13 protein-coding genes and 1 pseudogene are annotated in these 13420 nt (G+C 62.8%); 9 read left to right on the top strand and 5 right to left on the bottom strand.

Annotated features, from left to right (window positions below; translation table 11 throughout):
* Nucleotides 1–2: 2 nt before the first annotated feature.
* Both clpA and NKH02_RS07660 read left to right on the top strand, forming a co-directional pair.
* Nucleotides 3–2471, top strand: coding sequence for an ATP-dependent Clp protease ATP-binding subunit ClpA (gene clpA, locus NKH02_RS07665; protein WP_352877650.1), 2469 nt, complete (start codon nucleotides 3–5; stop codon nucleotides 2469–2471).
* Nucleotides 2472–2532: 61 nt separating this feature from the next.
* A pseudogene (locus NKH02_RS07660) lies at nucleotides 2533–2763 on the top strand (phosphotransferase-like protein); the annotation flags it as partial.
* Nucleotides 2764–2838: 75 nt separating this feature from the next.
* Here NKH02_RS07660 and NKH02_RS07655 read toward each other — a convergent pair.
* The 4 genes from NKH02_RS07655 to NKH02_RS07640 all read right to left on the bottom strand — a co-directional run bounded on the left by NKH02_RS07655 (nucleotide 2839) and on the right by NKH02_RS07640 (nucleotide 5834).
* Entirely contained in the window at nucleotides 2839–3270 is a 432-nt protein-coding gene (locus NKH02_RS07655) for an HIT family protein (RefSeq protein ID WP_352871117.1), read from the bottom strand.
* Between the two features lie 91 nt (nucleotides 3271–3361).
* On the bottom strand, nucleotides 3362–4576 hold the full coding sequence (locus NKH02_RS07650; RefSeq protein ID WP_352877648.1) for a GNAT family N-acetyltransferase: 1215 nt from the start codon (nucleotides 4574–4576) through the stop codon (nucleotides 3362–3364).
* Between the two features lie 50 nt (nucleotides 4577–4626).
* Nucleotides 4627–5355: a glycerophosphodiester phosphodiesterase gene (locus NKH02_RS07645; protein ID WP_352877646.1), complete on the bottom strand. Its 729-nt coding sequence runs from the start codon at nucleotides 5353–5355 to the stop codon at nucleotides 4627–4629.
* A 14-nt stretch (nucleotides 5356–5369) separates the two neighbouring features.
* Nucleotides 5370–5834, bottom strand: a complete 465-nt coding sequence (locus tag NKH02_RS07640; protein ID WP_352871123.1) for a RidA family protein — start codon at nucleotides 5832–5834, stop codon at nucleotides 5370–5372.
* A 138-nt stretch (nucleotides 5835–5972) separates the two neighbouring features.
* On the opposite strand from NKH02_RS07640, the gene NKH02_RS07635 reads away from it, so the two are divergent.
* The 5 genes from NKH02_RS07635 to tsf all read left to right on the top strand — a co-directional run bounded on the left by NKH02_RS07635 (nucleotide 5973) and on the right by tsf (nucleotide 10578).
* Nucleotides 5973–6800, top strand: a complete 828-nt coding sequence (locus NKH02_RS07635) for a cell envelope integrity EipB family protein (protein ID WP_352877644.1) — start codon at nucleotides 5973–5975, stop codon at nucleotides 6798–6800.
* 116 nt (nucleotides 6801–6916) lie between these two features.
* On the top strand, nucleotides 6917–8215 hold the full coding sequence (locus NKH02_RS07630; protein WP_352877641.1) for a lysophospholipid acyltransferase family protein: 1299 nt from the start codon (nucleotides 6917–6919) through the stop codon (nucleotides 8213–8215).
* A 59-nt stretch (nucleotides 8216–8274) separates the two neighbouring features.
* Nucleotides 8275–8553 carry a DUF4031 domain-containing protein gene (locus NKH02_RS07625; RefSeq protein ID WP_352660348.1) on the top strand — a complete coding sequence of 93 codons (279 nt, stop codon included), beginning with the start codon at nucleotides 8275–8277 and terminating at the stop codon, nucleotides 8551–8553.
* A 206-nt stretch (nucleotides 8554–8759) separates the two neighbouring features.
* Complete coding sequence (rpsB, locus tag NKH02_RS07620; protein WP_352871130.1) at nucleotides 8760–9548, top strand: 30S ribosomal protein S2; 789 nt, start codon at nucleotides 8760–8762, stop codon at nucleotides 9546–9548.
* Nucleotides 9549–9657: 109 nt separating this feature from the next.
* Nucleotides 9658–10578, top strand: a complete 921-nt coding sequence (gene tsf, locus NKH02_RS07615; RefSeq protein ID WP_109669054.1) for a translation elongation factor Ts — start codon at nucleotides 9658–9660, stop codon at nucleotides 10576–10578.
* Nucleotides 10579–10599: 21 nt separating this feature from the next.
* Here the strand turns inward: tsf and NKH02_RS07610 are convergent, their stop codons facing one another.
* Nucleotides 10600–11526 carry a LysR family transcriptional regulator gene (locus NKH02_RS07610; protein ID WP_352877640.1) on the bottom strand — a complete coding sequence of 309 codons (927 nt, stop codon included), beginning with the start codon at nucleotides 11524–11526 and terminating at the stop codon, nucleotides 10600–10602.
* Nucleotides 11527–11640: 114 nt separating this feature from the next.
* On the opposite strand from NKH02_RS07610, the gene NKH02_RS07605 reads away from it, so the two are divergent.
* Both NKH02_RS07605 and NKH02_RS07600 read left to right on the top strand, forming a co-directional pair.
* The gene (locus NKH02_RS07605) at nucleotides 11641–12177 is read left to right on the top strand and encodes a nuclear transport factor 2 family protein (protein WP_352877638.1); all 537 of its coding nucleotides are present in this window, start codon (nucleotides 11641–11643) and stop codon (nucleotides 12175–12177) included.
* Between the two features lie 27 nt (nucleotides 12178–12204).
* Nucleotides 12205–13311, top strand: a complete 1107-nt coding sequence (locus tag NKH02_RS07600) for an aldo/keto reductase (protein ID WP_352877635.1) — start codon at nucleotides 12205–12207, stop codon at nucleotides 13309–13311.
* Nucleotides 13312–13420 lie beyond the last annotated feature (109 nt).

The following is a 13420-nucleotide window of genomic DNA, read 5'->3' as shown; positions in this document are numbered from 1 at the left end:
ACATGCCGGCTTTCTCCCAAGGCCTGGAAAAGGCGCTTCACCAGGCGCTGACGCTCGCCAATGAGCGGCACCATGAATACGCAACCCTTGAACATTTGCTGCTCGCGCTCATCGACGACACCGAGGCGGCCGCCGTCATGCGCGCCTGCAATGTCGATCTCGATGAGCTGAAGCACACGGTTCTCACCTATATCGACACCGAACTCGACAACCTCGTCACCGGCTACGACGAAGACTCCAAGCCGACTGCCGGCTTCCAGCGCGTCATCCAGCGCGCCGTGATCCATGTGCAGTCGTCGGGCCGCGAGGAAGTGTCGGGCGCCAACGTGCTCGTCGCCATCTTCGCCGAGCGCGAGAGCCATGCCGCCTATTTCCTGCAGGAACAGCAGATGACCCGTTACGACGCGGTCAACTACATCTCGCACGGCATTGCCAAGCGTCCGGGCGCGTCGGAGACGCGCTCGCCGCGCGGCGCCGATGACGAGCAGGGCGGCCAGAACGGCGCCGAACCGCAGGAGGAAGGCGGCAAGAAGAAGCAGCAGCAGGACGCGCTGACCGCTTATTGCGTCAACCTCAACAACAAGGCCAAGGCCGGCAAGATCGACCCGCTGATCGGCCGCGAGTCCGAGATCAACCGCACGATCCAGGTGCTGTGCCGCCGCTCCAAGAACAACCCGCTCTATGTCGGTGATCCCGGCGTCGGCAAGACGGCGATCGCCGAAGGCCTGGCCAAGCGCATCGTCGAGGGCGACGTTCCCGAAGTGCTGCACAATGCCACCATCTTCGCGCTCGACATGGGCACGCTGCTCGCCGGCACGCGCTATCGCGGCGATTTCGAGGAACGGCTGAAGCAGGTCGTCAAGGAACTCGAGGACTATCCAGGTGCCGTGCTGTTCATCGACGAGATCCACACGGTGATCGGGGCAGGGGCCACATCAGGCGGCGCCATGGACGCGTCCAACCTGTTGAAGCCGGCCTTGTCGTCGGGCGCGATCCGCTGCATCGGCTCGACCACCTACAAGGAATTCCGCCAGTTCTTCGAGAAGGACCGCGCTCTGGTGCGGCGCTTCCAGAAGATCGACGTCAACGAGCCGACCATCGAGGACGCCATCGAGATCATGAAGGGCCTCAAGCCCTATTATGAGGAGTTCCACAAGGTGAAGTTCACCAACGAGGCGATCAAGGCCTCGGTGGAGCTGTCGGCGCGCTACATCAACGACCGCAAGCTGCCGGACAAGGCGATCGACGTGATCGACGAGACCGGTGCCTCGCAGATGCTGGTGCCGGAAGCCAAGCGCAAGAAGACCATCGGTATCAAGGAGATCGAAGCCACGATCGCCACCATGGCCCGCATTCCGCCGAAGACGGTTTCGGCCGATGACGAGAAGGTGCTGCAGGGCCTCGATATCGAGCTGAAGCGTGTCGTCTATGGTCAGGACACCGCGATCACCGCGCTGACCTCGGCCATCAAGCTGGCGCGTGCCGGCCTGCGCGAACCGGAAAAGCCGATCGGCTCCTACCTGTTCTCCGGTCCGACCGGCGTCGGCAAGACCGAAGTGGCCAAGCAGTTGGCCGCATCGCTCGGCGTCGAGCTGATCCGCTTCGACATGTCGGAGTACATGGAACGCCACACCGTATCGCGGCTGATCGGCGCGCCTCCCGGCTATGTCGGCTTCGACCAAGGCGGCCTTTTGACCGACGGCGTTGACCAGCATCCGCACTGCGTGCTGTTGCTGGACGAAGTCGAGAAGGCGCATCCGGACCTGTTCAACATCCTGTTGCAGGTGATGGACCACGGCAAGCTGACGGACCACAACGGCAAGCAGATCGACTTCCGCAATGTGATCCTGATCATGACCACCAATGCGGGTGCGTCGGATGCGCAGCGCGCGGCGATCGGCTTCGGCTCGACCAAGCGCGAAGGCGACGATGTCGAGGCGATCAACCGGCTGTTCACGCCGGAGTTCCGCAATCGTCTCGATGCGATCATCCCGTTCGGCTCGCTGCCGGTGCCGGTTATCCATCAGGTGGTGCAGAAGTTCGTCATGCAACTCGAGGCCCAGCTTTCCGAGCGTGGCGTCACCTTCGACCTGTCGCCGGATGCGATCGCCTGGCTCGCCGACAAGGGCTATGACGAGCGCATGGGAGCGCGGCCGCTCGGCCGGGTGATCCAGGAGCACATCAAGAAGCCGCTGGCCGACGAGGTGCTGTTCGGCAAGCTCAAGAAGGGCGGCACGGTGCGCGTCACCGTCGAGAAGAAGGAAACCGGCGAAACCGGTCTGAAGCTCGAATCGCTCGCCGATGAGGCGCCGGTGAAGCCGAAGAAGGAAGAGCCGGAAGAAGCGCCAAAGCCAAGAAAGGCCGTGGCGAAAAAGCCCGCGGCCAAGAAGCTGGTGGCGCAGAAGCCCGAAGCCAAGGGCAAGGACGGCGGCAAGCGCAGCCTCGTGCCGCAACTGCCCAGAAAGAACTGACCTTGATGAAAGTCGAAAAAGCCCCGGAAACGGGGCTTTTTTCATTGGAGCGGGAGGACGCATGGCCGGGCGGATCATCATCCTGAACGGTGCGCCGCGATCGAAAAATCAAGCGTCGCCAGGGCTACTCAGGAGACCTTCGACGGCGTCTGGATCAATCTCGGCGTCGACGTTTACGAGCAGGCCACGCCGGCACGCTATCGGCCTGGGATAGGGATTGTGGCCTGGCGGCGAGCGCCCGGACCTTGAGGACCTCGTGCCAGCATTATACGCCGCGCTCAAGGCATCGCTCGGCCGAGTGCGATCGAGCAACCGGCTCAGCCCTCGGCCGACTAAAACCGTTTCCAGTTTGTCGGTGATTGCGGCGTCAGCCTTGCAGCGCCGCCCGTATCTTTCCGGCGTTTTCGACTAACACCTCCGGCTTCTCCATCCCGCCCGTGTGTGGCTTCAGCGGGATGCCGTCGAAGCGCGGGATGACATGCACATGGAGATGATAGACGGTCTGCCCCGAGGCCGGCTCATTGAACTGCATGACGGTGACGCCGTCGGCGCCGAAGGCCTTTTTCACCGCCAGCGCAATTTTCTGAACGACCGCGAAAAGCGGGCCGAAAATTGACGGATCGGCGTCGAGCAAGTTGCGCGACGGCGCCCTCGGCACCACGAGCGTATGGCCCGGCCCCTGCGGCATCACATCCATGAAGGCTATGAACGCATCGTCCTCGTAGACGCGGTGCGAGGGAATTTCGCCGCGCAGGATCTTCGCGAAGATGTTGTCGGTGTCATAGGCGGTTTCAGCCATGGCGAATGCTCCGGATTGTGACTTTCGTGTAGCGAAGCGGTCGAAAGTCGGCAAGACGATCGTCGAACCTGCCCCTCAGGGCAGGCGGTCGCTACTCCTCCAGATCCTTGCGGAACGGGGTGTGTTCTTCCAGGTATTCGCTCATCCGCTCCACCTCATGGCGTTCGCGCTTGAGATAGTCGGCAACGGCGTTTCGCAGGCCGGGATGGGCGATGTAGTGCGCGGAATGCATGGTCACCGGCCGGTAGCCGCGCGCCAGCTTATGCTCGCCTTGCGCGCCTGCCTCGACCACTTTCAGCTTGCGCTCGATGGCGAAGTCGATCGCCTGATGGTAGCAGACCTCGAAATGCAGGAAGGGATGGTCCTCGATACAGCCCCAGTTGCGGCCATAGAGGGCGTCGGAGCCGATGAAATTGATGGCGCCGGCAATGTAGCGCCCGTTGCGTTTGGCCATCACCAGCAGGATGTCGTCGGCCATGCGCTCGCCGATCAGCGAAAAGAACTGCCGGTTGAGATAGGGACGGCCCCATTTGCGACTGCCGGTGTCCATGTAGAAGCCATAAAAATCGTCCCAGGCCTTTTCGGTGATATCCCTGCCGGTCAGCCGGTCGATCGAAATGTCATCGCCAAGCGCCTCGCGCCGTTCCTTCTTCATAGCCTTTCGCTTGCGCGAGGCAAGGGTGGCGAGGAAGTCGTCATAGGTTGAAAAGCCTTCGTTGAAGAAATGGAATTGCTGGTCGGTGCGGTGCAGGAAACCCGCCGCTTCCAGCACCTCCACGTCGCTCTCTTGTGCGAAGGTGACATGCGCGGAAGAGACACCGAGTTTCTGCGTCACCACTTTCAGGCCCGCCGCCAGCCCGGCCTTCACGGTGCCGATGTCCTCGCCCCTGGTGACCAGCAGGCGAGGACCGGTGACCGGCGTGAACGGCACGGCACTTTGCAGTTTGGGATAGTAGCGGCCGCCGGCCCGCTCGAAGGCATCCGACCAGCCATGATCGAACACATATTCGCCCTGGCTGTGCGACTTGAGATAGCAGGGAACCGCGCCGAGCAATCTGCCTTGCCCATCCTCCAGCCTGAGATGGTGGCCCTGCCAGCCGGTGCGCCGCACGGCGCAGCCGGACTCTTCAAGCGCGCTCAGGAAAGCAAATGAAACGAGTGGGTTGTAGCCGTTTTCTGCGTCGTCGCGCGTGGTCCCGCCGAGGCTGTTCCATTCATCGCAGGTGAAAGCGCCGATGCCTGCGGCGACGCGGATCGAATAGTCCGCATTTGCTGTTTGGCCATAGCCCTCGTCGCCTTGATCCATGAGGCTTATTTAAACTCCGTCCGGCTCGGTACAAGTCACGTTTCAGGCACTCAGGCGACTTTGACCAGATCGGGTTCGAACCCTTCGAATGTCATCTGGTCGGCGTATCTGAAGGTCAGGTCGACAGCCGGCTGGTCATGCACGGTCCAGGTGATGACGGGCATTTTCAGCTTTTCACGCACAAAGCTGACGAACCGGTTCGGCAGGTCGCCGGCGGCATAGGAAGTGAAGACGATCTCATGCGCAAGCATGGCGAAATGCGCTTCGATCAACTTGACGTCGTTGCCATAGGCGGTGAGTCCCCCTGGGATACCCGGCGCGTCCTTCGGGAAATCGCGGATCAGCCAGTGGTCGAACGACATGATCGCGGCTTTGCCCTTGTAGCGCTTGAGCATCTTGCCGACGCTTGCCACCAAGCCTTCGTCATAGCCTGGCACGCCCTTCAGTTCGACGACCAGCGGCACGCGGCCATCGATCAGGTCGAGCGCTTCCTTCAGCGTCGGCACATGATCCGTCGTGCCACCGACCTTGAGCGCCGCCAGTTCCGCCGCGGTGCGCTGCCAGACGAAGCCGTCCTGGCCGGTCAGGCGCTTGAGATCGCCATCATGGATGATGACGGGAACGCGATCAGACGACAGGTGCACGTCGAATTCGATGGCATAGCCACGCTCGGCCGCCGCCGCGAAGGCGGAAAGCGTGTTTTCCCAGCGCGTCTTGTTCATGTCGTGAAAGCCGCGATGGGCGACGGGCCGGGCGGTCAGCCAGGATAGGTCGGTCATATCTGTCCTCTGGCTCATTCGACTTCGAAGATGGCTTCGATTTCCACTGCGGCATTAAGCGGCAGGCAGGCGGTGCCGACGGCGGAGCGTGCATGCTTACCGCGTTCGCCCAGGGCCGCGACCAGGAAATCGGAGGCGCCGTTGGCAACCAGATGCTGCTCGACAAACTCAGGCGTCGAGGCAACAAAAACGGTGATCTTCACCAGCCGGCGGATCTTCTCGAGGTCGCCGAGCGCTGCCTTGGCCTGCGCCAGGATGTTGATCGCGCAATACTTTGCCGCGTCCTTGCCGCCTGCCGTGTCGACGTCTCGGCCAAGCAGCCCGCTCGCCTGGAGCTTGCCGTCCTTGAGCGGCAATTGCCCGGCGGTGAACAGCAAATTGCTGGTCCTGCAATAGGGCACGTAGTTGGCGGCGGGCGCGGCGGCGACAGGAAGCGTCACGCCCAGATCGCTTAGCCGCTTTTCGATTGTTTCACTCATGGTATTTCCCTATTGCTTGGTGACGCCGCGCCGGCCGGGCCGAAATTGCTATTTTTGCCTCGCTTCCGCCATGACTTTTTTTAAGCTGGACCATCTTTCCCTGCGGCTTGCCATCAGCCGCGACGATCGGAGTACCTCATGCGCGCAGCGCGCCTTGCATTCCATGCCGTCCTGCTGTCGGGAGTCTTCTCGATCGGCCCAGCCTTGGCCGCGCCGGCGCTGCAAGCCCACCGCGCCGTCTATGACCTTACCTTGAAAAAGGCTTCCGATCAGTCCGGCATCACAGGCATATCCGGCCGCATGGTCTATGAGTTCAACGGCTCTGCCTGTGAAGGTTATACGGTGAAATTCCGCTTCGTTACCCAGATCGTGACCGCCGACAACACCAGGCTGACCGACCAGCAGACGACCACTTTCGAGGATGCGGAAGGCAAGACATTCTCGTTCGTGACGAAGTCGTTCGTCGATCAGAACCTCGACAAGGAGGTCAAGGGCATCGCCACGAAAGAGACCAAGGGCCTGAAGGTCGATATCGACAAACCGGAAAAGAACAGCGTCGAACTGGCGAGCACCCAATTTCCGACCCAGCATCTGGTCGAACTGATCGGCAAGGCCGAAAAAGGCGAAAACTTCTACGAAACCAATCTGTTCGACGGATCCGAAGATGCCAACAAGGTGATGACCACCACCGTTGTCGTCGGCAAGAAAACCGATGCCGACAAAGCCGATCCGGAGGCTCCGGCACTGGCGAAGCTCGCCACCGATAAATACTGGCCGGTCGACATCGCCTATTTCGACGACACCGGCAAGACAGGCGAAGAGGTGCCGGAATACCGCATCAGCTTCAAACTGCATGAGAACGGCATCACCCGCGACCTCACCATGGACTATGGCGACTTCTCGATGACCGGCAAGCTGGTCAATCTGTCGCTGTTCGACCAGACGAAAGCCTGCCCGGCCAAATAGGGTTCATGTGGCCAGTCGATTAACCACGACACGCCGTGTTCGTGGCTAACGACTTGAACGTGCCGCAATCGTCTCTCAACCTCGTCCCCAGCGTCCAGGCGCAATGGGGGAGCAGCTTGAGCAAGATCGATGTCTTCGTTGCGCCGAGACCTAACCCGGTACTGATCAGAGCCATGACATCCGTCAATCGGATCGTCATGTTGCGCGGCATTCCCGGATTTCGCGATATCTTGCCGTTCAACCGCCTAGCCGGTTTGCGCGGTGTCGCCAATGTCCGCCATATCGACTTGCCGGACGCCGACCTTGAGCGGCTGAGAGCCAGTTGCGGAGCGGGGAAGGCGACCTTCATCACGCCCAATCATCCCGAGTTCTTCACCGACTGGATGATCGACAAGGAGATCGTGTCGCAGGTCAGCCCGCTCACTGCCTCATGGGCGACGAACGGCGTCGTGAACGGTCTCGGCGGAATGATGCAGAAATTCTGGCTGGCCAACAATCTGATCGCCCAGATTCCCGGCAACAGCGGGGCAGCCAAGGAACACTCCGTCGCCTGGGCCTTGAAGGGCCATGGCGTGCTGCTGCATCCCGAAGGCGGCGTCGGCTGGCACGCCGATGTCGTTGCGCCGTTGCTGCCGGGTGCCGTCGAGATGGGGCTCGAGGCGCTCCGGCGCGGCCGGGCCACGGATCCGCATTTCAAGGTCTGGATCGCCCCGGTTATCTGGAAGCTTGCCTTCACCGGGAATGTCGAAGCGGCGCTGGCGAAGGAATGCGCCTATGTCGAGAAAAGCCTGAAAATAGAACGCCAGGCGACCGACACACTGCCGCAGCGCATCCACCATGTCTATTCGACGCTGCTGACCCGCGATGAGGCCGCCTGCGGCGTGCGATCCGACGAAGGCGCGACACATGCCGAGCGCCGGAAAGCGTTGGTCACCGAGCTCGGCCGCCGACTCGGCGAGAGCATCTCAGCCGACACTGCCAGCACCGACACCGCCGAGCTTCTGCGTCGGGCGCGCCGCTGGCAGCGCGAGAACACCGGCGACGCCGAAGGGCAAAAACATGTCCGCGCACTCGCCGATACGATTCAGAGGCTGCAACGCGTTGGATCCTGGGCCTCGGCCAACCCGCGCATCACCCAGGAGGAGATCGCCGAACATCTGAAGCGGATCCGCAACGACTATTGCCGGGGCGGACTGCGTGACACGATCAACCGGTTCATTCCGCAGCCGGCCGGGCCGCGTTGCGCCCACATCCGGGTGCCGGAGGCACTGGGCCTGCATGAGTATGCGGGCTCGATCGACGATGCGGTTGCCGAGCTGCACCGTCGTATGCAGCAAACCACCACCGGCACGGTTGCTGAGGTTGAGGCCCAAGGCAGCTTCATTTTCTATCCGAATCCATTCTATCGTCACTGACGGACGGACGGGCCATGTGGCCGACTGTCGTGCAGGATGGAAGGCAGACAGCAAGCTTCATGGCAGTCTATGTCGACGCAGCGATCTGGAATTGGGCTGGCCATCGCTGGTGCCATCTGTTGGCCGACGACACCGACGAACTGCATCGCTTCGCCGCAAAGCTGGCGATCAAGCGTTCATCCTACCAGGGGCCGCCCAAGACATCGGCGCCGCATTATGACATAACCGGCTTCGAGCGCGACCGTGCGGTGCGGCTCGGCGCCATCGAATGCAGCCGTGAGGAGATCGTCGCGGTCTTCCGGCGGGTGCGGGTGCCGAACGGCAAGGTCAAGCGCTGACGGCAGCAGGGCGCGGATCGTCGCACGCCACACCACAGATCCCGCGGCGCTTGCGTTTGTCGCGTATCCCCTCTATATGCGCGCTCATTCCACACACGGACTTTGGTGTCTGCCCGGGAGAAATCCGGCTGAAACCTCCGGTGGCGTTCGAGGACAAAGTCCGAAAATGCCTGTGTCCGTGGAGGCTAACCGGAAAGGAACTTTGAATGGCACTGCCTGATTTCAGCATGCGCCAGCTTTTGGAAGCTGGCATTCACTTCGGCCACCAGACCCACCGCTGGAACCCGAAAATGGCGCCTTACATCTACGGCGCCCGCAACAACATCCACATCATCGACCTCTCGCAGACGGTGCCTTTGCTGCACCAGGCGCTGAAGCAGGTTTCCGACACTGTCGCCAAGGGCGGCCGCGTGCTGTTCGTCGGCACCAAGCGCCAGGCGTCCGACATCGTCGCCGACGCGGCACAGCGCTCGGCCCAGTACTATGTCAATTCGCGTTGGCTCGGCGGCATGCTGACCAACTGGAAGACGATCTCGAATTCGATCCAGCGCCTGCGCAAGCTCGACGAGATGCTGGCCGGCGAGGCCCAGGGCCTGACCAAGAAGGAACGCCTCAACCTCGACCGCGAGCGCGAGAAGCTCGACAAGGCGCTGGGCGGCATCAAGGACATGGGCTCGACGCCCGACCTTATGTTCGTGATCGACACCAACAAGGAAGCGATCGCCATCCTCGAGGCCAAGCGTCTCGGCATCCCGGTCGTCGCCATCATCGATTCGAACTGCGATCCGGACAAGATCGACTTCCCGATCCCCGGCAATGACGACGCGGCCCGCGCTATCCAGCTCTATTGCGACCTGATCGCCAAGGCTGCGATCGACGGCATCGCCCGTCAGCAGGGCGCGCTCGGCGTCGACATCGGTGCTTCGGTCGAAGCCCCGATCGAACCGGCGCTCGATCCGGCCCCGGCTCCGGCGTCGGAAGCCCCTCAAGCTTGATAAGCGAAGGCCGGTTGCGGCCTTCGTCTTTCTCATATTTTGGCACGCTAAACAGACGCACCATCGAATACCGATGGTGCGTCGGTGCATTCTAGACAAAGAGGCGACAATGAGCATTTCGGCTGCACAGGTCAAAGAACTCCGCGACTTGACCGGCGCGGGCATGATGGATTGCAAGGCGGCGTTGACCGAGACCAACGGCAACATGGAAGAGGCCGTCGACTGGCTGCGTAAGAAGGGTATTTCCAAGGCCGACAAGAAGGCCGGTCGTACCGCGGCGGAGGGCCTGATCGGCGTTGATTCCGGCGTTCGCGAAGCGGCCGTCGTAGAAGTCAATTCCGAGACCGACTTCGTTGCCCGCAATGCCGCGTTCCAGGAGATCGTCGCCAATGTAGCCAAGGTTGCTCTGGCCTATGGCACGACAGAGGCCGTGGCCGCCGCGAAGTATCCAGGTTCGGACAAGTCGGTTGCCGACACCATCAAGGACGCTGTCGGCACCATTGGCGAGAACATGGGCTTCCGCCGCTCGGCCAAGCTGACCGTTCCGCATGGCGCAGTCGCCACCTACGTCCACAACGCGGTTGCCGATGGGCTCGGCAAGCTCGGCGTTCTGGTCGCCATCGAGACCACGGGCAACGAGCATGCGGCCAATGCCTTCGCTCGTCAGGTCGCCATGCATGTCGCGGCCACCAATCCGATGGCGCTGACCGCGGAGCAGATCGATCCGGCCGCGGTCGAACGCGAGAAGGCGATCTTCTCCGACCAGGCGCGTCAGTCCGGCAAGCCGGAAGCGATCATCGAGAAGATGGTCGAAGGCCGTCTGCGCAAGTTCTACGAGGAGGTCGTGCTGCTGAAGCAGGCCTTCGTGCTCAATCCCGACATCACCGTCGAGAAGGCGCTGAAGGATGCCGAGAAGGACATCGGCGCCCCGGCCAAGATCACGGCTTACCTGCGCTTTGCGCTGGGCGAGGGCATCGAGAAGGAAGAGACCGATTTCGCGGCGGAAGTCGCGGCCGCGGTCAAGAAGTAAGCCGCCAACCGGCTTTTCGGCTCAGGCAACTCGGCCGGGCGCTCGCGAGGGTGTCCGGCCGATTTCTTGTGCGACGTCGACAAAGGCGCGCAGCTTCGGCGCCATTGCCGCCCGACGCGGAAAATAGAGAAACAGGCCTGGCTCCTCGATTGCCGACCGCGGCAGCACCTGGACGAGCCGGCCGGCGGCAAGGTCGGCGCGCACCAGCGGCTCGAACACATAGGCCAGTCCCACCCCCGACAGCGCCAGGTCGATCGCGGCGAGGGAATCGGTGACGACGGCGGTGCCGCGCGTTTCCACGGCCACGTCCTTGCCGTCCTCCGTCAAATCCCAACGATAGATCGCGCTGGATCGCACCAGCCGGTAGCCGATGCAATTGTGGGCGGCGAGGTCGGCCAGGCGGCGCGGACGGCCACGCCGGCCGATATAGGCTGGCGAAGCGACGATGATCACCTGGAAGGGTGGCGCCATCCGGATCGCGATCATGTCCTGCGCGATCATTTCGCCAAGTCTGATGCCGGCGTCAAAGCCTTCGCCGACGATATCGACCAACCCTTCGTTGGCAAAGATTTCCACCGTCACATCCGGATAGCGCTCCGCCATGGCCGTCACGACAGGCGTCACCGCCATCGGGACGGCTATGTGCGAAACATTGATCCTGAGCAGTCCGGCCGGGCGACCCTTGATGCCGCGAATGCGCTCCATCCGCTCCGCGATGTCCTGCAGCGCGGGCTCCGCCGTCGCGACAAGCGCCTGACCGGCCTCGGTCAGCGACACGCTGCGCGTCGTGCGGGCGAATAGCGGCTGGCCGATGCGCTCCTCCACCAACCTGACCGCATGGCTGACCGCCGAAGGGCTCATGCCAAGCTCTGCCGCCGCGGACGCAAAGCCGCCGCGCCGCGCCACGGCGACGATAACAGGAAGGTGGCCAAGTAGATCGCGATCCATTCATGCATGATATCGCACAGTCCATGCAAATAATGCAATCTTATCGACGCTGGAGCACTGGCCCACATTACCGCCATCAGCTCGGCGGCGGGCCGACGCAAAAGGAGAAGAGACATGAATGCATTGAGATATGCCACCCTCGCGGCGGGTATGGCGCTGGCGCCGGTCGATGCCGGCGGAGCCGAACCGTCCCGCGAAATGACGCTCGCCGATGAGCGCGCCGTCATCCGCATCGCCGATGCCATCGATCGTGCCGTCGATGCCCAGGATTGGCGACTCGCCCGCAGTTACTTCGCCGACCGCGTCACCGTCGACTTCAGCAGCCTGAGCGGGCAGCCTCCGGCCACCATCGCTTCGGACGACCTGATCGCAACCTGGGCCGCGAATCTCAGGGGCAGCAAGACCAGCCTGCATCTGCGCACCAACCACCAGGTCACCATCGACGCCGGCGCCGCGACCGTCTTGTCCAACGGCTATGCCTGGAACCGCATGGAAGGCAATGGCGACCCGCTCTGGGAAGTCTGGGGCACCTACGAACACCACCTGACCCGTACGGGAGCCGACTGGAGAGTGGACGGCTTCACATTCCGCATGACGCATGAGCGCGGCAACCCGTGGGTCAAGACGACCCCCGGACAGGACCGGCATTGAATATTGGAACAGGATCGGAACGATATCATGACCATGTCCTACTACACCCTTGGCAGCAGCGGGCTGCGCGTCACCCGGCTTGCGCTGGGAACCATGACCTTCGGCACCGAGTGGGGCTGGGGCGCCGACAAGGAGACGGCGCGCGCCCTGGTCGATGCCTATGTCGAGGCGGGCGGCAATTTCTTCGACACGGCCGACGCCTATACCGGCGGCACCTCCGAGACCTGGCTTGGCGAGTTCATTGCCGAACGCGGCCTGCGCGACAAGGCCGTGATCAGCACCAAGTTCAGCATGAATCTGGAGCAGGGCAATCCGAATGCCGGCGGCAATGGCCGCAAGAACATCATCCGCGCCGTCGAGGGCTCGCTGAAACGACTCGGCACCGATTACATCGACCTCTACATCCTGCATGCGTGGGACAGGCTGACGTCGCCGGAAGAGGTGATGCGGACGCTGGACGATCTGGTGCGCGCCGGAAAGATCCGGCATGTCGGCCTTTCCGACGTCCCCGCCTGGTACGCCAGCCGTGCGCAGTCCGTCGCCGAACGGCTCGGCTACGAGCCGGTTTCGGCGCTGCAGCTCGAATATTCGCTGGCCGAGCGCAACATCGAGCATGAGTTCGTGCCGTTCGGTACGCGCTACGGCGCCGGCATCATGGTCTGGAGCCCGCTGGCCAGCGGCCTGCTGAGCGGCAAATATCGTTCAGATGCAATCGGCAAGGCGGGCGGGCGACTGGAGACGATGCGCGGTTCGACCAATCCCGGTTTCCAGAAATTCACCGACCGCAACTGGGCAATCGTTGCCGAACTGGAGACTGTTGCCGGCGAGCTTGGCCGCGGAATGGCGCAGGTCGCCTTGAACTGGGCGGCGACACGGCCCGGTGTCGCATCGGTGATTATCGGGGCGACGAGTCTCGATCAGCTCAAGGATAATCTCGGCGCGCTCGATTTCGAGATTCCCCAGGAACTCCTGGCAAGGCTCGACGCGGTCAGCCAGCCGGTCACGCCGTTCCCGTACTCGTTCTTCGGTCCGGAGATCCAGGGTGGCCTCACCGGGGGTCAGGCGGTCGGCGACAAGCCGGCGGGGTACTTCCCGAACCTGCTCATGGAAGGCGCGTTTGCCGGCGTGAGTTGACAAAAGGCAAGCGAATTCCGGGTCGGGGGGGGGGGGGGGGGGGGGGGGGGGGGGGGGGGGGGGGGGGGGGGGGGGGGGGGGGGGGGGGGGGGGGGGCGGGGGGGGGGCG

Origin of the sequence: Mesorhizobium sp. M1396 (genome assembly GCF_040317725.1) — a bacterium.
Lineage (GTDB): Bacteria > Pseudomonadota > Alphaproteobacteria > Rhizobiales > Rhizobiaceae > Mesorhizobium.
The sequence above is the reverse complement of the archived record's forward strand: the minus strand, read 5'-3'. Positions and strand labels throughout refer to the sequence as shown.